This is a genomic window from Nostoc sp. CALU 1950 (genome assembly GCF_051172895.1).
In the GTDB taxonomy this organism is placed as follows: domain Bacteria; phylum Cyanobacteriota; class Cyanobacteriia; order Cyanobacteriales; family Nostocaceae; genus Nostoc; species Nostoc edaphicum_A.
This window is the reverse complement of record NZ_JBDNJQ010000022.1, coordinates 28,644-54,181: the sequence shown is the minus strand read 5'-3', so window position 1 is coordinate 54,181 and position 25,538 is coordinate 28,644. Positions and strand designations below refer to the sequence as shown.

The 25,538-nt window shown below is 40.8% G+C and carries 15 protein-coding genes; 7 read left to right on the top strand and 8 right to left on the bottom strand.

Annotation, left to right across the window (positions count from 1 at the left end; translation table 11 throughout):
* Positions 1-316 precede the first annotated feature (316 nt).
* The 3 genes from ABF638_RS09140 to ABF638_RS09130 all read left to right on the top strand — a co-directional run bounded on the left by ABF638_RS09140 (position 317) and on the right by ABF638_RS09130 (position 5,896).
* Positions 317-2,092: an SWIM zinc finger family protein gene (locus ABF638_RS09140; protein ID WP_435022170.1), complete on the top strand. Its 1,776-nt coding sequence runs from the start codon at positions 317-319 to the stop codon at positions 2,090-2,092.
* Positions 2,093-2,359: 267 nt separating this feature from the next.
* A complete protein-coding gene (locus ABF638_RS09135; RefSeq protein ID WP_435022146.1) occupies positions 2,360-4,144 on the top strand; it encodes a ShlB/FhaC/HecB family hemolysin secretion/activation protein in 1,785 nt (594 codons plus the stop codon).
* A 600-nt stretch (positions 4,145-4,744) separates the two neighbouring features.
* Entirely contained in the window at positions 4,745-5,896 is a 1,152-nt protein-coding gene (locus ABF638_RS09130; protein ID WP_435022144.1) for a histidine decarboxylase, read from the top strand.
* Positions 5,897-5,969: 73 nt separating this feature from the next.
* Here ABF638_RS09130 and ABF638_RS09125 read toward each other — a convergent pair whose 3' ends face one another.
* Together ABF638_RS09125 and ABF638_RS09120 are read right to left on the bottom strand one after the other, a co-directional pair.
* Positions 5,970-9,353: an EAL domain-containing protein gene (locus ABF638_RS09125; protein ID WP_435022142.1), complete on the bottom strand. Its 3,384-nt coding sequence runs from the start codon at positions 9,351-9,353 to the stop codon at positions 5,970-5,972.
* Positions 9,354-9,680: 327 nt separating this feature from the next.
* Positions 9,681-10,565, bottom strand: coding sequence for a ParA family protein (locus ABF638_RS09120; RefSeq protein WP_069073597.1), 885 nt, complete (start codon positions 10,563-10,565; stop codon positions 9,681-9,683).
* Positions 10,566-11,067: 502 nt separating this feature from the next.
* On the opposite strand from ABF638_RS09120, the gene ABF638_RS09115 reads away from it, so the two are divergent.
* On the top strand, positions 11,068-11,478 hold the full coding sequence (locus tag ABF638_RS09115; RefSeq protein ID WP_435022140.1) for a 2TM domain-containing protein: 411 nt from the start codon (positions 11,068-11,070) through the stop codon (positions 11,476-11,478).
* A 447-nt stretch (positions 11,479-11,925) separates the two neighbouring features.
* On the opposite strand, the gene ABF638_RS09110 is transcribed toward ABF638_RS09115, so the two are convergent.
* From ABF638_RS09110 to ABF638_RS09090, 5 genes are all read right to left on the bottom strand, one after another.
* Positions 11,926-14,694, bottom strand: coding sequence for a family 10 glycosylhydrolase (locus ABF638_RS09110; RefSeq protein WP_435022168.1), 2,769 nt, complete (start codon positions 14,692-14,694; stop codon positions 11,926-11,928).
* Between the two features lie 233 nt (positions 14,695-14,927).
* On the bottom strand, positions 14,928-16,061 hold the full coding sequence (locus tag ABF638_RS09105) for a mechanosensitive ion channel family protein (protein ID WP_435022138.1): 1,134 nt from the start codon (positions 16,059-16,061) through the stop codon (positions 14,928-14,930).
* A 5-nt stretch (positions 16,062-16,066) separates the two neighbouring features.
* Positions 16,067-17,164, bottom strand: a complete 1,098-nt coding sequence (locus ABF638_RS09100) for a mechanosensitive ion channel family protein (RefSeq protein ID WP_435022136.1) — start codon at positions 17,162-17,164, stop codon at positions 16,067-16,069.
* Between the two features lie 1,236 nt (positions 17,165-18,400).
* Positions 18,401-19,726 (bottom strand): TIGR03279 family radical SAM protein, encoded by a 1,326-nt coding sequence (locus ABF638_RS09095; protein WP_435022134.1) that lies wholly within the window; start codon positions 19,724-19,726, stop codon positions 18,401-18,403.
* Positions 19,727-19,883: 157 nt separating this feature from the next.
* The gene (locus ABF638_RS09090; protein WP_435022132.1) at positions 19,884-20,708 is read right to left on the bottom strand and encodes an undecaprenyl-diphosphate phosphatase; all 825 of its coding nucleotides are present in this window, start codon (positions 20,706-20,708) and stop codon (positions 19,884-19,886) included.
* 445 nt (positions 20,709-21,153) lie between these two features.
* On the opposite strand from ABF638_RS09090, the gene ABF638_RS09085 reads away from it, so the two are divergent.
* The 3 genes from ABF638_RS09085 (at position 21,154) to nadB (ending at position 24,776) form a co-directional block, all read left to right on the top strand.
* Positions 21,154-21,933, top strand: coding sequence for a DUF3120 domain-containing protein (locus ABF638_RS09085; RefSeq protein ID WP_181928456.1), 780 nt, complete (start codon positions 21,154-21,156; stop codon positions 21,931-21,933).
* 593 nt (positions 21,934-22,526) lie between these two features.
* Positions 22,527-22,955 (top strand): photosystem II complex extrinsic protein PsbU, encoded by a 429-nt coding sequence (gene psbU / locus ABF638_RS09080; protein WP_069069002.1) that lies wholly within the window; start codon positions 22,527-22,529, stop codon positions 22,953-22,955.
* Positions 22,956-23,099: 144 nt separating this feature from the next.
* Complete coding sequence (gene nadB, locus ABF638_RS09075) at positions 23,100-24,776, top strand: L-aspartate oxidase (RefSeq protein ID WP_435022129.1); 1,677 nt, start codon at positions 23,100-23,102, stop codon at positions 24,774-24,776.
* 389 nt (positions 24,777-25,165) lie between these two features.
* On the opposite strand, the gene ABF638_RS09070 is transcribed toward nadB, so the two are convergent.
* Positions 25,166-25,402 (bottom strand): hypothetical protein, encoded by a 237-nt coding sequence (locus ABF638_RS09070; protein ID WP_435022127.1) that lies wholly within the window; start codon positions 25,400-25,402, stop codon positions 25,166-25,168.
* Positions 25,403-25,538: the final 136 nt, after the last annotated feature.

The window sequence follows — 25,538 nt, the reverse complement described above, 5'->3', positions numbered from 1 at the left end:
GATGTTTTCAGTAATTATAGTCAAATCTAGATACTTATTTTTTTAGACTTTAGAGTGGGGACTGGGGACTGGGGACTGGGGAGTGGGGACTAGGGACTAGGAAATAATATTAAAAATACTATTTTCCAATTCCCAATTCCCAATTCCCAATTCCCAGTACCCAGTACCCAGTACCCAGTACCCAGTACCCAGTACCTAATCCCCAATCCCCAATTCCCAATCCCCAATGCCCAATCCTTTTTCTTTACAGCACGTTAGCTGAACACCTAAGCTGGATTTAGGATTGATCCAAAGGATTTACGCAGGCGATCGCTCGATGTCTATTCCCCAAATTAGTGAATTTACTATCCGCCGTCATGCCAACGCCAAATCTTTCCAGCGGGGCGAGGCATACTATGAGGCTGGTGCTGTCAGTACTGTTATCCAACGTGGTCATCTGCTTCAGGCAGATGTTGCAGGCACTCAAGCTAGACCTTATCATGTCAACCTGAATTTCGATAGCAGTGGGTTAACTTCAGTAAACTGTACCTGTGCTTACAACTTTGACGGGTGGTGCAAACACATTGTAGCGACGATGCTTGTCTGTGCGCGTAACTCAGAAAGTATTGAGCAGCGCCCCACCCTAGAACAATTACTAAATCGCCTGGATTATATCCAAACTCAAAGGCTGTTGCAAGAGTTGGTAGCTGAATACCCACCAATGATTGAGGCGATTGATCGCCATGTCAGTTGGATGATGAATCCTACTGACAAGCTAACAACTATAAAATCCCTGCGCCGCAGTACTATTGATCCGATTCCGTTTCGGCGGCAAGTACGGCAGATTCTCAAGAATACCGTGCGCTACTTTGAGGAGGGGTACGAAGAAGACCCAATTGCTGAGGAATTGCTGAGTGTAGTGCAAACTGCCGTAAATTTTAGCGAACGGGGAGAGGGTGAAAATGCGATCGCTATTTTGGAAGCGATTACCTCTACCTGTGTGGAAAATTGGGATGATGTTGCAGAATACGGTGCTGAAAACGATGAACTTGTGGAGGAATTGAATCATGCTTGGTGTGAAGCAATTCTCAGCACCGAACTCACTCCAGAAGAAAAAGTTGATATTCAAATAAATTTAGAAGCTTGGCAAGATGACTGGAATGTTGATTTTGGTCTAGTTATGGAAGCTTTACGCCAAGGTTGGGATTATCCGCCATTGCTACAAGTTCTTCAAGGTAATATTACTGAAAGGGGAGCTTGGGAAGAAGATGTGCCAGACTACGCTGATGATTTGGCACTAATTCGCCTGAAAATTCTTGAACGTCAGGAACGTTCTCAAGAATACCTGTATTTAGCAGAAGCAGAAGGGCAAACCCAGCAATATCTGACAATGCTAGGGCGTTTGGGTAGGGTGGAAGAAGCAATTGATGCTGCTCAAACCCAGATGATTTCAATGGAAGCAGCTTTTGCCCTAGCGAAAACACTCAGTGTTCAGGGGGCATTACAGCAAGCACTAGATATAGCTCAGAGTGGATTAAATTTACCAGGTAATTCTCAGTACGAATTGGGGATTTGGACAAGTGATTTAGCTCTGGAGTTGGGTAATAGTGAAGCTGCTTTATTAGCAATCAAGGCGGCTTTTCAAGTGAAGCCCTCTTTTGTTGACTACCAAAAGATGGCAGAATTGGCTGGGGAAAACTGGGAAAGTGTCAAAACAGACTTGCTGAGAATTATCCGTACTGATAGTAGTTGGGGAACAGAATCGGCCAAGGTGGATATATTCTTATATGAAGGGCTAATTGATGATGCCATTGCGATCGCTAGTGAACTCAGTTCTTATGATTCAGAGTTGATTCACCGAGTTATGGATGCTGCTATCTCTCACAATCCTAGTTGGGTGATTGCTAATGCTCGTCGCCGTGCCGAAAAGATTATGGATGCAGGTAAAGCCGAATACTACTATTACGCGGTTGAATGGTTGAAAAAAGCACGTAATGCCTACTTAAAATCTGGGAAGAAAGCTGACTGGTTAAGCTATCGGGACAATTTGATGCAAACCCACGCTCGTAAACGTAAATTGATGGGAATGTTTAAGCAGAGGGATATGGAGTAACCTGAGTTTTTTCATACACAAAGCCCTGATTGCTCTAAATACTTAAGGTCTATTTCTCCCGCAGCAATAGATAATTTCAACATATCTGCTTGCTGATGCAGATTGAACATTATCAATACTTTTAAGTCTGCAATAACCAGATAATTTCGCTTTTAAATTGAGATTTACCCAAGATATCAACTTTAGCGACAGAAGATGAAGTAAGATTCACATCTGAGGCAGTCCCAGTATAATCCCATAGTTTCTGACAAAAAATAGTCCAGTGCGATGATTGATAAATATCCTCAGAATCTTATAGTGTCATGCTTACCGCTGAGTATGCTGGTATTTCTCAGCAGCATATCTTCTAGTCCACTGCAAGCTCAGGCTGTTGATACTACACAATTACCAACTAGTAATTTCATCCTGTCACAACAATTCCCACCACCACAGGATGTCCAACCACCCGCACCTTTGCCAACTCCCTCACCTGAACTGCCACAGCCACTTCCCCCACCAGCAGAATTATTTCCGCCCTCTGCCCCAACTCCCACACCTGAAGAACCAATCCCCGGCAACTTTCCTCAAACTATTGTTGTGGAACGGTTTGAAGTTGTTGGTAGTACAGTCTTCAGTCCTGAAGAGTTAGCCAAAGCCACTGCTGAATTTACCAAACGACCGATATCGCTGACTGAAGTTTATCAAGCACGTTCTAAAATTACTGAGTTATACGTCAACAATGGTTACATTACTTCTGGTGCCTATATCCCACCGCAAACAATCCAATCCGGTGTTGTCAAAATTCAGGTGGTCGAAGGTAAATTAGAAGACATCCAGATAACTGGAACTCGACGCTTGAATCAGAATTATGTCCGCAGCCGACTAGCAATAGCGACATCACCGCCTCTAAATCGCCAGCGTCTACTAGAGGCACTGCAACTTTTGCAACTTAATCCTTTGATTCAAAATGTGACTGCGGAACTCTCCGCAGGATCACGGACTGGTGCAAGTCTCTTAGAAGTTAAAGTAACCGAGGCAAAAACCTTTAGTAGCCAAATAGTTCTTGATAATGGGCGATCGCCTAGTGTTGGCAGTTTCCGCCGCCGATTACAATTAAATGAAGCCAACTTATTGGGGCTGGGAGACTCTCTGGGTGTAGCTTACACTAATACCGATGGTAGCAACTCCTTTGATGCCAGCTATACATTACCACTCAATCCCCGCAATGGAACCCTCACATTTAACTATGGCATCACATCCAGTAATGTTATTGAACCTCCTTTCAACGTTTTAGATATCCAATCGGATTCTCGCTATTACGAATTGACATTCCGCCAGCCCATAGTTCAAACTCCTACACAAGAATTCGCCCTTGGGTTGACAGCCTCGCGACGGGAAAGTGAAGCTTCTTATATTGAAGTAGAGCGACTACCTTTCCCCGGTTTAGGTGCTGATGAACAAGGACGTACCAGGGTATCTGCGTTGCGATTTTTTCAAGAATGGACGAGTCGTAATAGCCGTGAAGTCATCGCCCTCCGTTCTCAATTCAGTTTGGGCATAGATGTATTGAATCCCACAATTAATCAAAATCCTCCCGATAGCCGTTTTTTTGCTTGGCAAGGACAAGCGCAGTGGGCACGCCTTTTAGCTCCTGAAACCTTATTTTTACTTCGTTTAAATACGCAACTCGCATCCAGAACACTTTTGCCTTTAGAGCAATTTGGCTTAGGTGGGCAGGATAGCATTCGCGGCTACCGTCAAGATTACTTACTGACGGATAATGGTACTTTTCTTTCTGCTGAAGTTCAAGTACCGATTCTGCGCTTACCTCAAATAGATAGCACCTTACAGGTTGTCCCCTTTGTGGATTTTGGTGTTGGCTGGAATAGTTCTGGTAGAGAGAATCCCGATACTAATACTTTAGCTGCTGTTGGTCTGGGGTTGCGTTGGTCACAGGGCGATCGCTTCACCCTTCGTCTTGACTGGGGAATTCCTTTAGTATCTGTTAACTCAAATGAGAGAACATTACAAGAAAACGGTCTCTATTTTAGTTTACTCTATAATCCTTTTTAAAATTTAGAGGCTTATTCTCCTTCCTTTCTCTACAAAAGTCTGTACCAAGCAACGGGGATTCCCGCCATTAAAGCAACTCGCGTGCGATTCAGACGATGCTTGGTGGGGTGGATGTATTGATAGGTCGACTCCACAAAAAATTAGGCTCATTAAATTCACGGGTGTCGAGAATAATAACTCGCGAGTGTATTGAGTTTTCGCACTACGAACAAAAATAGGTAATTCAGTATCTAGGGACATAGTGTTTTCTCTAAAAGTCCACAAACCATCACCGCAACTGGACTTTCTGTTATAAACCGTTCAAACACCTGCCCCAGGAACATCTCGATTCTCAACCCAGCAGATTTTCACCTCTTTTGAGCAAACTACGAATCAAGCTATTACACAACATCTTGAAAGGTCTAATTCTAAGGGTAATAGACTTGTGAACAAAAAAATTGGGTATTTTTACTGAAGATATCTACGTATTGTCACTGTATTCTTGTCAAAGAAAGAACCGAACTATCACATTATTAAGAAAATATAAAGGTATGGATTAATACGTAGAATTTAGACTAAAACATCCATTAACTTAAGATTCAAGAGATTTAAAGAAAAGATATGTCAGATAAAGTTGCTAAAGAGTTGGCAGATTTTCTGCTGCAAATAGAACAGCGATCACAGTTTCATGCAGGTTATCCATATAATTTAAGTTGTGACTACAGTGCGATCGCAAAATTTTTTAATTTTCTGTTGAATAATGCTGGAGATCCATATATTGAGCCAGATTTTGGTCTTCATTCTCGTAAGTTTGAGCAAGAAGTATTATCTTTTTTTGCTCAACTCTATAAGATTCCAGAAAATCAGTTTTGGGGTTATATTACTGCTGGCGGGACTGAAGGTAATTTATATGGAATGTTTTTAGCAAGAGAAATCTACCCTAATGGGATTCTTTACTCCTCAGAAGACTCTCATTACTCCATACCCAAAGCAGCCAAATTATTTCGCATTCAACATAATGTTGTTAATTCACAAATTAATGGAGAGATGAATTATGAACATTTTGAAAAACTAATTAGTGAGAATCGTAGTTATCCAGCGATCATCAATTTAAATATTGGCACTACTGTCAAAGGTGCGATTGATAACTTAGACAAAGTTATAGAAATTTTAGAACGCAATCAGATTAAAGATTACTACATTCATTGTGATGCCGCTCTTTCAGGATTAATATTACCGTTTCTAAATGGCGCTCCGCAAGTTAACTTTCAAAAACCCATAGATAGTGTAGCCATTTCTGCTAAATTCATTGGTTCTCCCTTACCTTGCGGTGTAGTTTTAACTAAAAAGAAATGGGTAGAAAAAGTTGAAACAGCAATTGAATATATTGGTTCAACAGATACAACAATTCTAGGGTCTAGAAACGGTCATACCCCTCTGATTCTCTGGTATGCAACGAAAACAAGAGGTTATGATGGATTAGCTAGAGAAGCAAAGACCTGTATTGATAATGCCCAATATCTTTTCCAACAACTTCAAATCAGAGAATATCCATGTATGCTCAATAATTTTTCCAATACTGTAGTCTTTCAAAAACCTTCTCAAAGGTTAATTAAAAAATGGCAGTTAGCGATTTTTGAAAATTGGGTACACATTGTAGTCATGCAGAATATCGATAAAAAGAAAATTGATACTTTTGTGAGCGAACTTTTATTAGAAGAAGGGTTAGTTAATAACGCAGAGAATTTCCAGCGACAGTCAGTATTACACTAATATAGATTCTCAAGTAAAATTGATCGCCCAATTTTACAAAGTGTTTCTCTAAGCAGATTTTGATCCCAAGATTTTATCTTTTTAAAAAGTTTTTGGAGCATAAGTTAGCAGCAAGTAGTCTTTCTACTTCTGCACGTTCCATCGGTGGTAAGAAAAAATACCCTTGTCCATAATCACATTGTAAAGCCTTCAATTGTGCCAATTGTTCTACAGTTTCTATCCCTTCTGCTGTTACAGACATATTTAAATTATGGGCTAATGTCACAATCGCTCGAATAATTTCTAAATTTTCTCCTCGACTACCTATACTGGTGACAAAAGAGCGGTCAATCTTAATGGTTTTGATTGGTAGGCGGTGCAGATAACTCAAGGATGAATAGCCAGTACCAAAGTCATCCATGTGCGTCTCGACATTCAGCGCTGTTAGCTGGGAAAGCACAGTGGTAGCTAATTCAAAATTATCCATCAACAAAGTTTCAGTAATCTCCAATTTCAAACAGCATGGCTCCAGTCCAGTTTGCTGCAAAATATGTTTAACCTGTTTAAATACATCGGGTTGCGTGATTTGTTTACCAGAAAAATTGACGCTAATTGTCAAAGATAGTGAAGTAGGAAATTGTTGATGCCATCTGTGCATTTGGTGACAGGCTTCATAAAGCACCCATTCCCCGATGCTAACAATCATTCCCGTTTCCTCAGCCAGGGGAATAAAATCTTGCGGGGAAATAAGTCCTCGTTCTGGATGATACCAACGTATCAGTGCCTCAAATCCAATAACTTTGCCAGTCGTCAGTGAAACAATTGGCTGGTAGTCAAGACGAAAATCTTCTTGCTTGAGCAGCGCATGACGTAAAGCAGTTTCTAACTCCAAGAGCAAAGCTGCACCCTCGTGCATCTTTGGGTCAAAAACCTCATAACGCGCTTTACCAAGTGCTTTGGCGCAATACATTGCTACATCGGCATCGCGTAGAATCTGTGCTGCTTGCTCATAATCTCTTTTACTTAAAGCGATGCCAATACTAACATTAGTAAACACCCGATGCTCGTTTAATTGAAATGGCGAAGCTAGCACCTTTTTAATTCGCTCGGCTACATGTATAGCGGTACTGATATCTTCAATTTCCTCAAGTAATATTGTGAACTCGTCTCCACCAAAACGGGCAACTATATCTCCGACTCGCAGAACTGACTTTAGCCGGTGAGAAATTGCAATCAAAAGTTGATTTCCTTGTAGATGTCCAAGGCTGTCATTAACAACTTTAAAGCGGTCTAGGTCTAAGAAGAGGACAGCAAATAAATAATTATTTTGCTGTTTACTATGTTCTATTGCCTGCTGCACCCGCTCCATAAATAATCTTTGGTTAGGCAATCCAGTTAGTCCGTCATGAAGACTATTGTATAGTAATTGCTCTTGTGCTTCTTGACGCTTGATAATGTCTTGTTGAAGTTGTTGATTAACTCTAATAAGTTCAATGGTGCGCTCTAGCACCAACTGCTCAAGCTGATAACGGTACTGGACTAATTCTTCCTCTGCTAGCTTCCGCTTAGTGATGTCACGGACAATAACAACATACTCTCGTAGCTGGGAATTAAATGGCTGTGAAATAGTCGATTCAACAATTCGTAAACCTTGGTTGATTTTTAAGGTTTGCTCACTTCTAATAGACCATTGCTCCGGCTTGCCGCGATAGCATATTAGGAGTTGATTCAATTTTTGCCCAAGCAACTGCTGAACACTTGTTTGAAATAATTCTTCAGCAGCGGTATTTGTCTGAGAAATTGTACCGTTTTCATCTAAGACTAAAACAGTATCTGGAACGGTATCGAGAGTAGTGATAAATAAGTTTCTTGCTTGTTTGCGTGCCTCATCAATAGCAATAATTTGTGGTAAAGTTGTCCAGCAAGCGATCGCTACCCCTGTAAAAGATAGTGTCACTAACAGAATAGCTAGTAAAGAGTTTTGAGGATTAGTAGAAAGTCTATCTAATAAATCGCGGATAACCCAACTGATTGTGGCAGTAATACAAATTAATGATACTAAAACAATCACCTGTAGTACCACAAAGTCTGAGTTGTTTTTAATAGCTCTAGTGTCGTAACGCTGTGTCCACCATTTAGGGTGTAATGGTGCAAATCTTAAGCGACGTAGGGCTACATCTCCGATCATCAGAATAATGGGTAATAATAATCCTACTAAAAAATCTCTCCAATTCCAAGCTAAACCTCCCACTATGAGAACTACTGCTTCTACTAAGAAAAAACTAAGTGACAACCAAGGCCATAACACGTGTGGTTGTCCCCGACACAGCCATAATCCCAGATGTAGTCCCATAATGGACATGAGATAACAAGTACCTGCTACTGTGACAAGTTGAGATATATTTCCCAAATTGAGACAAAGCAAACTGAGTAAAAAGGTAACTAAAATAGCAGGGCCAAGGACACCTTGACGGGAAACTAATGCAAATATGGGAGAAATCTGTCTGTCTAAGGCAAGCTGGTATAACATTCGAGGAGAGTTGGAAACCGCTGTAGCAGAACTTAGAAGGCAAGATATAGTAATTAGAAGTGTTACTAGAAAGGAGGCGGACTCACCCCAAAAAGGTTTAGAAGCCTCTACCAGATTTAAGAACGCATCATCACCTATTGTTGGATTTGGAGCCGAACACATTAATACCCAAGAACCACCTAGAAATACTGGAGGAATTAACCAAGCTGCTACGGTTAAGAAACTTAAAGTTTTATATGGTTGGCGGCTATCAGCAACAAAAGAAGAAGTGGTTTCACAAGCAAAAATTGAATAGCTACCTAGAAAAAACCACTTTGCCCATTCTTCAAAGCTCAGGCTATGTGTGCTAATTGGGAGAAATTTAAAACTAGAAGTTGAGAAAGCTAACCATAGTACGCCTTGAATACAAAATAATAACAGTAATAAAATTGCTGGGAATACAAAAAATAAATGCAGGAGTGCTAAAGCACGCGTGCCACTGAAAGCCAAAATAAAAGGAATCGCTGTAAATAAAACTTTTAAGAAATTTTCTGGAAATGAAATACCTAATGGTTCAAAATTGACTTTAATGAGGTTGGTGAGAATAATTGCGTATAGTGCTGGTGCTGCTGCCCAGCTAAAAAAATATCCCAATGCTACGTAACGGCCTAAAGCAGGAAAGTTCTCTAATAGCCTTGTGGTATAGTTTGGTGTTCCTCCGGCGACATCTGACCAATGTCTACCTAGACTTTGTACCTGCAAGTTAAGCAAAAAGGAAACGATCGTGCCAAAAAACCAAACTAAGATAGCTTTAGGCCCTAACGCTGCATGAATAATGGGCGCAGTACCAATCCATCCAACATGACCCGTTAACCCAAAGCCCCAGGTTTCGAGATAACTCAGAGTCCGTGGTAGGCGCATTAGCAAGTGCTGATTTTTCTCTGCCCGTGCAGAATCGTTACTAACCATTTTTTCTTAGTGAGATTTACTGACCTTTTCACTCAATAACTGAATCTCACTGCTTATAGCTTCCGTATAACTGCTGAACTTTAGGAAAAAACAACTTAGTTATTACTGAATTTGGGATTTTAAATTTGAGATTTGAGATTGACCCCATGCCTGAAGTTTTTTTCTTGAATAAAGAATTTGAGATTTGAGATTTTTCCCATGTAGCTTGCTTTTCACGAAGCCAGTATAAATTCTCTTTATTCATACCTTGATTAAAATCGAAAGGTTCAGATTTCCGACCTATTTAATAAGTCGGAAATCGTGTTGTTCATGAATGATTAAGTAGGGCTATAGTTTTTGCAACAACTCCTGAGTTAACTGAAAGAAAGCTTTTGAACCTGCTGATTGGGGAGCATTTAAAACGGCGGGCATAAAACTATCAACAGCCTTAGCAACATTGACATCAACTGGAATTTGTACTTTACAAATTTTTTCTACACCAAAATCTTCAACAACACGGTGCATAACTTGTTTATAGTATCTGCCAGTGAGAAGATTAGCGCTGGACATACTAAATACAATTCCCAACATTTTTATATCTATCTTGGTTTCATGTCCGTGACTGTCTTTTAATTGGGCAATCCGTCTTTCTAGCAGTTGAATACCTACTACAGATAATGGTTCTGGTTTAGCAGGAAGTATGTAGAAATCGCTAGCAGCTAAAGCGCTACGAGTCAATAGATTATAGCCCGGTGCACAATCGAGAAGAATAAAATCATATTCTTGACGGACTGGTTTTAAGATGTTGTTAATCAAGACCCTTTCAAACCGATTCCAAATCGTTTCAAAGTCCTGTTCACCCAAAGCAGTTGCTTGTTTATGGAGCATTTCTGAAACAACAAATTCATCATACAAATCGATATCTCCCGGTAATAAATCTAGTCCTGGAAGATTACAAACCTGGGATTGAACGATATCTTGAATTGTGAGTTTTGCTTGTGGATCTGGATTGATAACTTGGTCTATCAGATACCTAAATGTCTTGCTTTGTTTACGACGCTTGGCAAAATCTAAAGGCGACATCAAGCTGAGTGTGGCGCTAATTTGGCTGTCTAAATCAAGGACAAGCACCCGTTTGCCATGATTTTTAGCTAAACAAGTAGCTAAATTGACGGTGAGAGTGGTTTTACCAACGCCACCTTTCATATTTGCAGTAGCAATTACATATCCCATTGATTGAGTCCTCTATTGACGCATTCCCATCTATTGGTCTGTCGCGGATTGTCCGTAGTTTGCGCTTTAGCGCAAACTATGAACCTATCAAATAAAACTTGACAGACTACTAGGTAGCGTACACCCCTCTTGATATCTTAAATCTTCCATTAAATTTAATATTTTCGGAAATTCAAAAGAGTGATTTCAGGGATATTTACTCGATTGAGGCAGCAACATGTAGTTGGATCTTTAGCTGAAATCGGTCTACCAGGCTCCTGTGCCCCATAATGCAAATGTTTGGCTTAATGGTGTAATAGCGATCGCTCTCATCAAAGCAATTATAGAGGTATTGACAAATACAGTAGCCCTAAATCAATTGTGAGAAAATAATCAGGTTGTGAATATCACTAAGTATTGGGTGCAAAATGTGGATGCATTCGCTAACTGAATTAAACGAAGCCGCTCGATAATTTCGTGAAATCAAAGGCGCATTTACACACAAACTTATAAGGTAATTAAAATGACTTACGATTCAGAAGATGTAGAACAAATCCTTCAAAAAGCACTCACTCGTAAACAGGAAGGTGAATTTTCACGAGAACAGCTTTTAGAAATGGCATCTGAGTTAGGTATTTCTTCTGATATTTTGGAAACGACTGAACAAAAGTGGTTGGCTCAACAAGAAGAGGAACGTTCACGACATACATTTAATACTTTCCGACGCAGAGCCTTTTGGACACACTTTGTTTCCTTCTTAGCAGTGAATTTATTCCTCATTCTTTTGAATTTAATTACTAGTCCTAGTTATTTTTGGGCTATTTTCCCAGCATTAGGATGGGGTTTAGGACTATTTTTTCATTGCTGGAGTGTTTATCAGAGTAAATCAGAGGATTACGAGATAGCCTTTCAGAAATGGCGGGCACAGATTTAACTTCTCCCTACTTTGAAAAATAGAAACACTAAGAGGTGAAGCAGGCAGGGGGAAAGAGAATCAGGGTAAGCAGGGGAATTTATACATTTTTTTGTGAAGCTGCATATAATTCACCCCCTGGCTATCGCCGTTCCCCCGATGCCTTGGCTACGGTGTACACACTAGTAGAAAAAATATCAATTTCTCATTGTTCTCTCGTTTATCTCGCTCCTATGCAGAGCAATAGGAATGCCTGATTAGGGGCTGCTGCCTCTAGTCAGATATTGAGTCAGAGACTCAATGAATGCATTCCCAGTCGGAGACTGGGAACGAGGAAATGCTTATCAAGCTAGGTTTTTAGGACTTGTGTGTACATCGTAGCCAATACATACGGGGAGGGTTAGGGTGGGGTAAAACCTTGGTTAATCAGCTATTTCAGACTTGTGTGTACACAGCAGGTCTCTTCTACTAAGGACGAAACTGTACCCGCCGTTCGCCGTAACGTAATAGCCTTTCTATCGTTACAAGCCGATTTTCCCAAGCTTTGACTTGATAGGAATTCGACTTAAGTTCTTGGCTCATCAATACCCGAAATTGAGACTGGAAGCGAGTTAGAGAGGCTCTAGCTACTAATAACTTACTAGGAGAAGGGGAAGCGGCAAGCTGATTTAAAGCACTGCGTAAAACTTCTGCCTGGTTGTTAAAATCTGATATTTTCTGAGCCGGCCTTTGTACTTGGTCATTTTGGAAAATAAATTTCCATTCTCGTTGCAGCGCGGTGTAACGGATGGAAGCAGTTTGAAAAGGTTGGCGGTGAGGAATCGGTTCACTTTTTGTGGATTGAACCCTACCTTGGGTACTACTAAAAACTTTTTGTAGATCGTTGTTAAAATTCTCTGCGGCAAAAAGTGCATAACCACTAACTGGCAAATCCCTTACCAATTGGAGTTGATCGAATGCCCCGATTGTTGGCAAAGAAAGTAAGCGAATTCCCGGCACTAACAAGGTAGCTCCCAATTGTTTAGATGCAATCCAGGGTTGGGCCAGTCGTTGGAAGCGAGAAGTATCCAGAGCATAAGTCATGGGAACAATTAAATCTACATCCCCACGCCTTGCCCAAGTTTCCCAGTTTTGTTGAATTTTCTGAATCCGTTCTGCTTCCTGCAAAGGAAATACTGCAACTGACAAAATCAAATTCGGTTGCTTTTGCCTTAACTGTTGTGATGCTTGGGCGACAAAACTATCAACTTGCTCGGTGCGAAATTTCGTCCACTTTTGCCACAAGTCTGCTTGGCTAGGGGAAATATTCACTGGATCTACACCAGTAAGTTGCTGAAATTGCGCTCTTGCAGCTTTGCCATAGCCATAGATTCGACCTGCTGATGGGTCTTGGAAAGGATAGCGAATGTAGTCTAGCTGTAGACCATCCACTTTATATTTAGTGACAATTTCCTCATACAGTTTGAGCAAGTATTGCCGCACTTCGGGGTTGGCTGGATCGAAAAATGGCTTGCTCTGACCAACGGGAATCATGTTGCCAAGGTTATCGTAGTTTGCCCAATCGGGATGAGCCGCCAGTACTGGCCCTGGATAATTAGGATTAATGTTGAGAATTTCATTGTGACGTTGGTTCCCAGCAGCAAAAGTCCAAACCCAAGCGTGTAATTCCATGTCTCGCTCATGGGCTAATTTCACCCCCTCTTCCAATGGGTCCCACCCACGAATTAATGGGTTTTGCTCTTTTGCGACTTTGCTCGGATAAATGGTATAGCCAGCGTTAACAGTTTCAAAGAAGACGGTATTAATCCCAGCTTGGGCGAGGCGATCAAAAATCTGTGCCAGTCCCGCCTTGCTACCAGCACGAACAATTGTGCCCCGATCTAACCAAACTGCGCGAATTTCTGGTTGAGCTAGTTTCCGATCAACAGGAAACTGCTGCCACAAGCTCGTTTTAGCGACTAGCCACTGCTGACGAGCTAGAGCGTAGTTTTTTTGAGCAATCAATTGGGGTAAGTTTTTGGCAATTAGCCGTGCTTGTGCCAAGGCTTGCTCTTTACTCGTGCCTAGCGATCGCAGTTGGGTTGAGGCTAATTGCAACGCCTGCTCTTTGACACTTGAAGACTGCTTTTCCTCAGATATCGTTTCGCCAACATTGGCCGCATCGGCTAACACTGCTAAATGGGCACTTTCCACCCTACCAATGAGATTTTCTAGCTCTTGCTGGAGAGCGATCGCTTGGTTGTTGTCAATCGGCTCATTAGAGTTGGGTGCTACATCCAGACGCACCGCTTCTTCCAATTGATCAATAGCCTCCTGAGAAGTTGGGGTTTTGACCATTGGAATCGTTCTAGGGATGGGAGCGGTGGCAGTTTTAGGAGGAGGGGATGAGGGAGATAAATTGCTCCTCTGCCCCCCTGCCCCTCTGCCCCCCTGCTCTCTCGGTGCAGTCGCTACCGTTGTAGAGCAGTTTTGGGAACCTCCTGCTATTTTTTTCATGCGATTTGATGGTGCTGGCGCTGTCAGATAGTGATTGACAGCAGCTTTTAACCAGGCATTATCTAACTCGGCGGCTGAAGCTGTATCTGTTCCCCAACGCCAGCCCAAAAAGGTGGAACGCTCAGTTGTCACGACTGCGGCCGGATTATCTTTGGAATTCCAAACAGCGGGAGATTGAGTGCCCATATCGTTAGGAATCACAACACCGCCGCGCACTTTGCCAAAGAGTTCAGTTTGATTTGCCCATTCTGGGATCTTGGTTTTTGTGGGTTTAATCTGTTCTGTTTCACTGAGGCTGAATCCCCAATAACCTCCCAAGAGCGATCGCAATAACTGTCGTACTCCTGGCGATGACAGACTACCTACGGGGCCACTGGCAATTAGGCGTCCTCCCTTACTCATCCATTCTTCTAGAGCGATCGCTTGGGTTGGTGTTAATGTCTCAACGTTTGGCAAAAACAATACCCGGCGATCGCCCCAATCTGCCATACTCTTGACATCATTTAGGGGAATTACACAATATTTCACCCCTATTGCCTCTAAGCGATCGCTGATCCCTGTCCATTGATTTGCATTTTCTTGGCCATACACTACGCTTAATACGGGTTCTTCGATTGCTGCCGTTACTGGCAAAATACTCAAAAAATTTAAAATTACAATTTCACAACTTAAAATAAATAATCTTCTAGATTCTTTAATTTTTAAACTTATATCTTTTTGGTTTTCTTGATGCCTCACCAGTCACTCCTCATTTTATTATTAATTAATTGAGTTATTAGTCAGAATTCATTAGTACATAATCTAGGACTCTGGCTTGATTCCTGGTAAGTTTACTGATACTATAGCCTGAATTCCGTAAACCTACTATTGGTCTGCCTTTTCCCAAATCAAATAGGATTCCTATAGAAGTACTTAGTGAGTTACTTTCATCAATCTAGCCTATCAAAACCAATAAAAAATGCCAAGATTGATACTCAAATTGTCACAGGCGATTCTACATAAATTGTTGGCTCTTGCAGCGTAAATTTAATTCCATTAGTAACTAGCTTTTTAGAAATTTTTTCATTTGCTAATTCCAACAAGCGTTTGCGTAATTGCAAAGAGTTCTCACTGGAACCCAAAATAAAAAATGTCACTCTTGTTCTAGTTATCTGTTTTTCTGCATTGTTGTGGGTTAAAAAAGTAATACTGGTGCTGCCTGGATCGATACCAAATAGCGAATTAGTACTTTCGACAATTACCTGTTGAACCAGAGCTTGTTCTGGGTCTTGCAGCAAGTCTAAAAAATCGAGGTAGAGCAGCACCATAACTTTCTTGCCTCGTGTAATATTTTCAATTTCTAAGTTTGCCAATATTGAATTGGGAATAATAAACAACGTACTTTTAGCAGCAGCACGAATTTTGGTTGAACGGATGCCAATTGACTCAACTCGCCCAAATAAACCTTCAGGAATTTGTTGAGATTTCTGTAAACGAATATATTCTCCAGGGACAAAGGGGCGATCTAAATACAACACAATTGTTCCCAACAACTGCTCTAGGGTTTTTTGAGCCGCAAAAGCTACAGCTAATCCACCAATTCCTAATCCAGTTAATAATCCAACTAAATTAAATTGTTGACTTTGAGCAAATGCCAGAACAGCAATAAATCCGATAATTACATTTGCAAAAGTTTCAAATACTAAAAGTAATTCATCTACTTCTCGGCCAAATTTACGTAATATTTCAATTCCATATACTCGAATAAACTGTCGGAATAAACGAGAACATAGCCAAGCAATACTGACAATAACAGCTAAATCCACGAGGGGAGAAATAAATCTGTAGATAGATTCATATTCCACAATCCACACTAAAGATAATGAAATGAGAATTAAACTACCGGTGATTCTAAATAAGTTTCTAATTGGGTCAATTAAATTGTTATAAATACTGGCTACTTGCTGCGGTGCAAAACGTCGAATAATAATTCGTAAGAATGTAGGAGTATATCGTCCTATCAGTAAAGACAGCAAAATAAAAACTAGAAAGACTCCGAGCCTAGATAGGGCTGATATTGTGCTATCACGTTGAAGAAATTCTAGAATAATCCGTGAAATATTCGTCATTATCTCTAAATTGTAATGGGCGAGTCCACATAGATTGTTGGTTCTTCTATATCAAAAGCAATACCATATTCTTTTAAGTACTGAGTCATGCTTTCAGTTGCCATATTTAACAATTGACGACGTAATTCCATCGAGACATCTCCAGAGCCTAAGATAAAGAAAGTAACTTGTGCTTGAGTTTTGTCTAGGTCTATGGAATTATTGATGCTCTTAAAAGTCACTTCTGTATTCCGCGAATCAATCCCAAAAATACCATTTGTACTGTCTAGAATAACTTGGCGAATTAAGGCTCGATCTTCACTACTGAGCGTTCGGTAGAAGGTCAAATACAGAATAGACATGACTTTCTTTGCACCAGTAAAATTTTCAATATTTACTTGAGTCAGGGAACTGTTGGGAACGATCATCACAGTTCCCTTACCGGATGTTCTAATTCGGGTGGATCTTAATCCTATAGATTCAACTCGTCCAAAAGTCCCATCGGGAAGACCAATATAATCATCAATCACGAAAGGGCGATCAAGATAAAGAACAATGCCACCCAAAACTTGTTCTAGGGTTTTTTGAGCAGCAAAGGCTACTGCTAAACCACCGATTCCTAAACTAGCTAACAAGCCTAAAAGATTAATTTGATGTGTTTGAGCATAGGTAAGAATCGCTAAAAAGATAATGATGAGATTCGCAACCCATTTGAAGAGAATGAGTAGCTCACTGCTGATTTTTTGTCCAGTCTTGAAAGCAGCATTTAATAAATAGAAATCAAAGAACTTTTGAAATAATTTAGAGGCTAACCAACTGACTGCGATCGCCAGAGTTAAACTCACAATAATTTCTAATGAGTTCGTCCACTGATTTCTAGGTAAAAAGGATGTAACAACCTCAAAAATACCAATTACAGCTACCACAATTAATAAGTCTTCATTTGGCTTAATTAACTTTTGGTAAATATCAGTAATTTGGAGAAAACCCAAACGTTTCCAGAGTAAATTTGTCAATGAAATCATGAAACGACCAACTATGAAAATAAAAAGTCCGGCTATCAGCCCTAGTAAGCCAATTTGTATTTCTCTATTTGTGAAAATTTCTGACGAAAAAATATCCATTTCGGAAATTAATGTACAAGTTGCTATCAAAAGCATCCCAAATTGGTAAATCTACTTTCAATCTCTCTACGACACTCTGTCACCAGTTGCTAAGTTCAAACACATTCAGAAAACACGATCAATCATCAGAATTCTTGACCGCCGACCGTTGAAAATCAACAGTAAACAAGCTACACGATTAAATATGCAATCTTTCATGCGTAACAGCTTACAAGCTTGGTAACAAAAATAATGCACTGACTCTTGAAGTTGAAAACTCATCTTTTTCTGACAGAGATTCTATGCAAGCTTTAAGAGTAGGAGTACAGAACTGGACTCCTCTGCACCAGACAAAAAATATTGATGGTGGAGATTTATTCGTGTTTTTCCAAAATTGGGATGCTCCCTTGCTATCTGGCTGAACTCCTAGTATGAGTCTTGTCTAGCTGCCTTTTTCTGAGATATACGCCCTATTCCTTGACAGATTAGGTGACAAAATGATATGTTCATCCATGTCTTAAAGACAAACTTATCATTTAGGTAGTCCAAACTACTAAAATTTTCTTTGGAGTGAATCTTTTAGCAGTTATTCTAATCATTTGAATTCTGAGATAAAGCTATCCAAAAGTAGATGCTGGATAGATATGCTACTGCTATGATGCAGATATTTCGGATAAAGTTAAAATCAGTCATGAGATTTAATTGAACGCAATAGTGAGCAAGAAGCTTACAAACTGAGATTTGTAAACTTTGTATGTTGCATCCAAATGTATGGATGCCAAAAATTTTTAGCCCAAAGACTTGGACTAGGTAAAGTTAATTTGGTCGGTGAATCGATGAAACTTCGTATCTAGGCTATTCCCTAAATATGACTAACCTTAGAAGCTATCTATCTAAAAATTGACCACACAAACACGTGCAGTTTGTGGATTGCCCTCAATTCTATTGGGGCAGGTGGCTAAAAATGGTAAGGATTTAAATTTACCTTGTTTTTGATCAGCTTTTTACCAGAGCTATTTTTATGTTGCTAACCCTAAACCGCTGTACATACCAGCAGCAATGCCCAGTTAGCTAGCCTTAGTTAGCTGATTAGCCTAATTGCCTGCACGCTATCGCTAAAATTTACCTGCTGGTTTTCAGTCTACACCATAAGGGATCAAAAAACTAGGTTAAAAATGCGTTCTCCAAAGCACTAAGCAAGAAGCTCTTGCAGAACGTAGTTAAATTGTCTAGACTAAAGAGTTAACAAAATCCAGTTTAAAGAATACAGGTATTGATTAAATCTTCAACTCCTGCTACTGGTAAGATTTTTGTATCTAATTTGCGGGCTAATTCTTCAATACTCATATCATCTAAAAATACCAATTCACCATGTTTGAGCATTACATTTGGCAGTAAAATTCCTTCTCCCAAATCTTGCCCTTGTAAGTTCAACAGCAAATCATGACCGGTTAGTAAACCTGTAACAGTGATATTTTGTCCCCAATAATCACTGCATAAAGCACGCATATTTACTTCTAAACCTTCAACAGAATTTAAACGTTTCAAGATAGGTTTAAATGCGTTTTCTACTGCGTTACCTACTACCCAAGTTAATTTTCTCTGAGGATAAACTTTTGGCGGTAGTAATTCTGTTGCGGCGGCTGCAAATTGTTTAATAAACAATTGAATAGAACCAACACCATTATCAATTTGGGGATATTCTTCATACTCAGATTCGCTTGGCAATTCCTCACCTGCAATTAAAAACCATTCATCGGCTAACCAAGCAATGCTGGAACCAAATTTTTGGCGAAATTGCTGCGTGAGTATTTTGACTTGAGAAATCACTTCTTTGGCTTTTTCTCTAGTTACGGGTGTGAGTTCGTCTGCTTGGGGACGGAACCGTGTCAACCCGACTGGCACAACTGCTACTGATGCCACCGCAGGCACTTCACCAGTATGAAAGGACGCTAAATCTTTGAGAGTTTGCTCCAGATGTTTACCATCATTAATACCAGGACAAACAACTACTTGAGCATGGATTTGTAGCCGCCTTTTTTTAAACCACTTGAGTTGCTCTAAGATTTGTCCCGCACGCTGATTTTTCAGCAGTCTAATTCTAACTTCAGGTTCAGTGGCATGAACAGAAACATACAACGGAGACAAGCGCATTTGTTCAATCCGCTGCCATTCTCTTTCTGGCAAATTGGTGAGGGTGAGATAAGAGCCGTACAAAAAGCTTAGGCGGTAATCGTCGTCTTTAAAGTATAAGCTGGTGCGCTTACCTGGTGGTTGTTGGTCGATAAAGCAAAATGGACAGCGGTTATTGCATTGAATTAAGCCATCAAATAGGGCTGTTTCAAATTCTAGCCCTAAGTCTTGGTCGTAATCTTTTTCGATTTCCAGACTATGAGTTTTACCAGCAGCGTCTAAAACTTCTAGTTCCAAGATTTCATCTGCACACAAAAACTGATAATCAATTAAATCGCGGGGACGTGTACCATTGATAGCAACGATCGCATCCCCGGCTTCAAAGCCAATCTCTGCGGCTATTGAGTCTGGAAGAACCTTGGTAATTCGGGCAGGATTAATTGTATTCATGGGGCATAGGACATTGGGCAAAACAGTTCCGAGTTCCGAGTTCTGAGTAAAAAAGTGAGATTCCCCACTCAGCACTCTTGAGGGGCATGGGGCATTGGTCATTTAGTTTGGACAAATGACAAATGACAAATGACAAATGACAAATGACTAATAACTATTATCCTTTCCAACCTGCTGCGATCGCAGCTAAAATAGCGCTACCGAATGCTAATCTATACCAAACAAAAATCAACGTGTTTTTGGTTTGTAAGTATTTGATCAAAAATGCAATTGATAGGTAGGAAAAAATAAAGGTTGAAATAATCCCTACAATTAACAGTCCAACAATGTTATCTGGTAACTGTTGGGCTTGAAATAAATTGAATATTTTTAGGCTTTTATACAGGGTAGCAATGGTAAGCGTTGGAAACCCTAACAAAAATGAAAATTTCGCCGCTGTATCGCGTTCTAATCCTAAAAATAAGGCAGTTGTCAAAGTTGAACCAGAACGAGAAACACCCGGAATCAAAGCAAGTGTTTGTCCCAATCCAACTAAAATACCATCCCGAATCTGCAATGAATCGAAACCTCGCTTGCGAGTGCCAATTTTTTCTGCTAACCCTAGAAAAATCGCCATAATAATTGACATAATGGCAATTATTAATGCACTCTCCGGTAGAATATCTTTTAAAATAAAGCCGGTAATTAAAGCAGGTATTGTTCCTACTGCAATACCAACAAGAATTTTCCATTCCTCACGTTGCCAGTCTTTCTCTTTTAATGCTTTGATTCCACCTTTGACAATACTAGAAATCAGTGACCAAAAATACCAAACAATTGCTATAACACTGCCAAATTGAATTGCATCAACAAAATCTTTAGAACCTAGTTCTTTCCAACCAAATACCTTTGTCACAATCAGAAGATGTGCAGTGCTGCTGATGGGCAAAAACTCTGTAATACCTTGAACAATACCCAAAATAAAAGCTTGGATAAACTCCATATGCAATTAATACCTTTTTTCTGTTATAGACATAATTGTTTAGATGATGTTCTTTTATATACTCTCTCTTGCACCTAATCTTGTAGAAAATTCAATTTGACTGAATCAATAACATCATCGAAGACGCTGACTATGTTCTTACACCCACCTCAATAAGTCAACGCAATTTTGGTAATTCATCAAACTTTAATATTTAGCGGACTGATACCAGTTCACTTTTTAACTAGCATTCAGCACTGGCTCAAAGCCCCACTATCGCTAACAGCACTCCTGAAGAGGAGTTATGTATATAGTGCAAATTTAATGGATTCGTCTGGCGCAGGACGTTTTGTTTCGTTTACGCCAGCGTTCCCCGAAATTTCAGTATAATTACAATGCCCCAGGGGGGGATTTTAAAGTGTGATATCTTAAATAAGATAAAGTTTAGTAACAAATATTAAAAACATTGATTAATAATACACTGTCCTCCTACACCGCTTCTACCCCTTCTATTGATACCGAGTTGAATTTAGCTGACACTGGGCAGAATGGCATCAGGCAATTGGAATCTACACTTTCCTTGTCTCCTTCTCTCCCCTTATCTATTTCTGAGCGACAAACTTGGCTAGTGTTTGCGGCGGCAGTGTTTTTAGTATCAGTGCCAGTATTTATAGAAGCGCCAATAGTGCGATCGCTACCAAATCTGAGTTTAGCGCTTACAGCATTTTGGGTGTGGCTAAGTTTTAGCTTAATGTCACGTCCTGCAACCTACGTCTGGGGAGATTTACTCTTAGGATTTAGCGGGAGTTGGTTAGCAGGAGCGATTTACTGGGGCTGGTTACGTTGGGAACCTTTATGGCATCTGCCAGTGGAATCTATAGGTTTACCGTTTGCTTGCTGGTGTCTAATGAAGAATTGGGGCAAGGTGGGTAGCTGGTTTTATTTAGGTTCTTTACTCGGTACAGCTTTAACAGATGTATATTTTTATCTAGTAGATTTGATGCCCTATTGGCGGCAAATTATGAGAGTAGATGCAGATGGCGCACCGCAAATCTTACAAAATGCCCTCATGCAAGTACAAACACCCTGGGGACAAAGTTGGGCAATAATTCTTGCCTTAGTGCTACTAACAGTCGGGATTTTAGCTTTAGGTCGAAATCAAAGACACTGGTATGCCTTTGGTGGCGCAGTTTTAAGCACAATTTTGGTAGACAGCCTATTTTTGTTAGCTGCGATCGCAGCGTGAAGAAGGCTGGAGGTTGTAATCATCGTCTAGCCTTCTCTTACCGAAACTTTTTCCAGCCCAACTAGTCTGTCAAATTCATTTTGACGGACTACTACGGCACATCAAGAATGAGGCTGTAGATAATTAATTGGTTAAGAAATATTACATAACAGTTCATCACCATCAAGCCTTCTTACTAGGGTTTTCGGTATTAGATATCTGACGGTTTTGTGTCTGCTTGGCAGGTAGAATCAGCCACCCCGAAAAGATTTCGTCTAGCGGGGAATGCTACCAGGATCATGGATAGAAGACTATTGCAGCTATGCGGGCACTCTTCCTCGATGAAAATTTTTGGCAAAATTACAGTCAAACCCAGTAACGGTAAATATTGTGGATATTAATACGCTGTATATTAGTTTCTGATGACTGCTGTGTTAATTAAGCTATCAGCTTTTGTCCTTTGTCCTTTATCCTTTGTTCTTAGCGCTCTCACATAGACGCATTAGCGACTTCCCGCAGAGTATGACTAATGACTAACGACTAATGACTAATGACTAATGACCACTGTTAGCTTAAAACTTTTATTGCTGTTTGATGGAAAGAGGTAGAAAATCGTGAAAGGATTGGCGCGTTTATTAACAGTGTTTAGTTTGTTACTTGGTTGCTGGGGATGGTTGGGAACAACTCAGATAGCCCAAGCTGCTAGTTTCAACAGTTTTGCTTTTCCACAAGTCCCAGTTCTGGCAATTGAGCGGCAGAATCGGGCAGATAAGAAGCTAGGAACGGAATTTGGTAAAAAAATTGATTTGAATAATACCAACGTCCGAGCTTTTCAACAGTTTCCAGGACTTTATCCCACCCTGGCTAAGAAAATCATCATAAATGCTCCCTACAAAAATGTAGAGGATGTATTGGATCTTCCAGGATTGAGCGATCGCCAAAAACAAACCCTGCAAGCTAACCTCGATAATTTCACCGTGACAGAACTAGAGCCTGCCTTCAATGAGGGAGACGATCGCTTTAACAACGGTATCTACAGATAACTGTATATGCAGTTAATGTAGCAAATAGCAGCCCACTTCTGATTCTAGGGAGTGGGACATGATAGGAGTTAGGAGTTATGAGTTAAAAATTCAAAACTCCTAACTCCTAACTTCTAAATACTCACTTCCCCCTACCCCATTACCTTGTCTCAGATAGATATTCCTAGCCAATTTGATGTCTTAGTAGTCGGTGCTGGTGCCGCCGGACTATATACAGCGCTGTGTCTACCAGAATCCTTGCGAGTCGGCTTGATTACCAAAGAAACTGTTGCTTTGTCCGCCAGTGATTGGGCACAAGGTGGCATTGCCGCAGCGGTAGCCCCAGAAGATTCTCCGACGCTGCACATTGAAGATACGATCCAGGCGGGTGCGGGTTTATGCGATCGCACCGCTGTAGAATTTCTCGCCCAACATGCCCCTAGCTGTATTCAATCCCTAGTTAACTTGGGGGTAGCTTTTGACCGTCAAGGTCAAGCCTTGGCTTTAACTTTAGAAGCCGCCCATTCTCGCCGCCGTGTACTCCACGCTGCGGACACCACAGGGAGGGAAGTTACCACCACCCTCACCACCCAAGTATTACGTCGCCAGAATATTCAAGTCATTCAGCAAGCTTTGGCTTTGAGTTTGTGGATTGAACCTGAAACTGGTCACTGTCAGGGAATTAGCCTGTTTTATCAAGGTAAAATCACATGGGTAAGAGCTGGTGCTGTGGTACTGGCAACTGGTGGTGGCGGTCAGGTATTTGCCCAAACTACTAACCCGGCTGTGAGTACAGGTGATGGGGTAGCGATCGCATATCGGGCTGGGGCTATCCTCCGCGATTTAGAATTTGTCCAATTTCATCCCACTGCCCTCACTAAACCTGGTGCTGATCGTTTCCTAATTAGTGAAGCGGTACGCGGCGAAGGGGCACATCTCATCGATAATGAAGGGCGGCGTTTTGCCTTTGACTACCACCCTGCGGGTGAACTCGCACCTAGAGATGTGGTCAGTAGAGCAATTTTTAGCCATTTACAACGCACCGCCCTTGATTTGGCGACTGCCCATGTATGGTTGGATATGCGCCCGATCCCCGCCGACAAGATTCGTCACCGCTTTCCCAACATCATCAAAGTTTGTCAGCATTGGGGCGTTGATGTCTTCCATGAACCAATTCCAGTAGCGCCAGCGGCCCATTACTGGATGGGTGGAATTGTCGCGGATCTGATGAATCGCACAAATATCCCTGGTTTGTACGCAGTGGGTGAAACCGCTAGTACGGGGGTGCATGGGGCAAATCGCCTTGCTAGTAATTCTCTGTTGGAATGTATTGTATTTGGGGCACAGATGGGCCAAATTGAGTTGGAAAATATTGAGCTGGCGGCAGAAACACCAGTGCTACCATTACGGAAATTTAGTCCTGATGCCAGCGAGTGGCAGATCCAGCGAGCACAGCTAGAAGCACTCAGAGAGAAGTTACCACGTCTAGTGTGGGAAAGTGCTGGTATTTGTCGGGAACAATCAAAGTTGGAAAGTGCGATCGCTACTATTGAATCTTGGCAGCAAGATTTTGCTACTTTGCCTTTAAGTCAATTCTTGCTTGCTTTACATCCAGCAGAACCAGCTAGTTTTGACCTACCAGATGTTGAGCGGCAATTGGGACTTTGGGCAGAAACCCGCAATTTATTAGATGTAGCTGATTTAATTCTCAAAAGTGCTGCTTTTAGAACCGAAAGCCGAGGCGGGCACTACCGTTCAGATTATCCGCAACCAGACCCAAATTGGCAAGTTCACACACTTGTACAAACACATCATTGGTGGAAATCTCCACTATTGTCTTGATTTAAGTTCGCGGAATGTGGTTTCTAATAAAGGCTTGTAATCTCTTCTATTGTGGTCGCTGCTGCGCGTAGATAGCTTTAAGACAATATACGCTTATGCTCGTTCAAACGCTATACAAATCGCTAAATTTCCAAAAGTAATACCAGTTTGAAAAAAGAATGCCACAAATAGACCATTTGTAGAGACGCGATTCATCGCGTCTTTACCCAAGGATGTGTTCCAATCATTAATTGAATTAGTATAAGAAGACTATATAAACACTATCGACAGAAACCTGAGCCACTCTGATGCCAAGGGCGATGGGGTAGCTCCAACTAAAGGATATGATGCTCAAGACAATAGTTGCCTCATCACACTGGTTCACCAAAATCCAAAATCCGAAATTGCCCTCAGCGAGTGCCGCTACCATGCTGACTGTCGGGGCCACCATAATTTGGTGGAATATACGTGTCTTTTGAATTTTGAGAATTGACTTTGCGGGCGATTAAAGTCTTGTTACTAGTAGCGCCAAAAGTATTAGCACTTGCAGTACTGAATATACCTGTGCAAGCGGCAATTTTCGGTATTAGTATGTAAGCACTTATACAGAAAATTATAAACTTTGTGATTCGGAAGTTAGTTTTCATAGCTGTCAGTAAATTTACTAGTTTTTCATTTCAAACGTGCTTTTATGTTTTTCGTATATTTACTGATGTTTTTGAAAAAAATATTTTAACTTTATTAAATTATTGCTGTTGGTGTACAAGTAATTATGGTATTTGC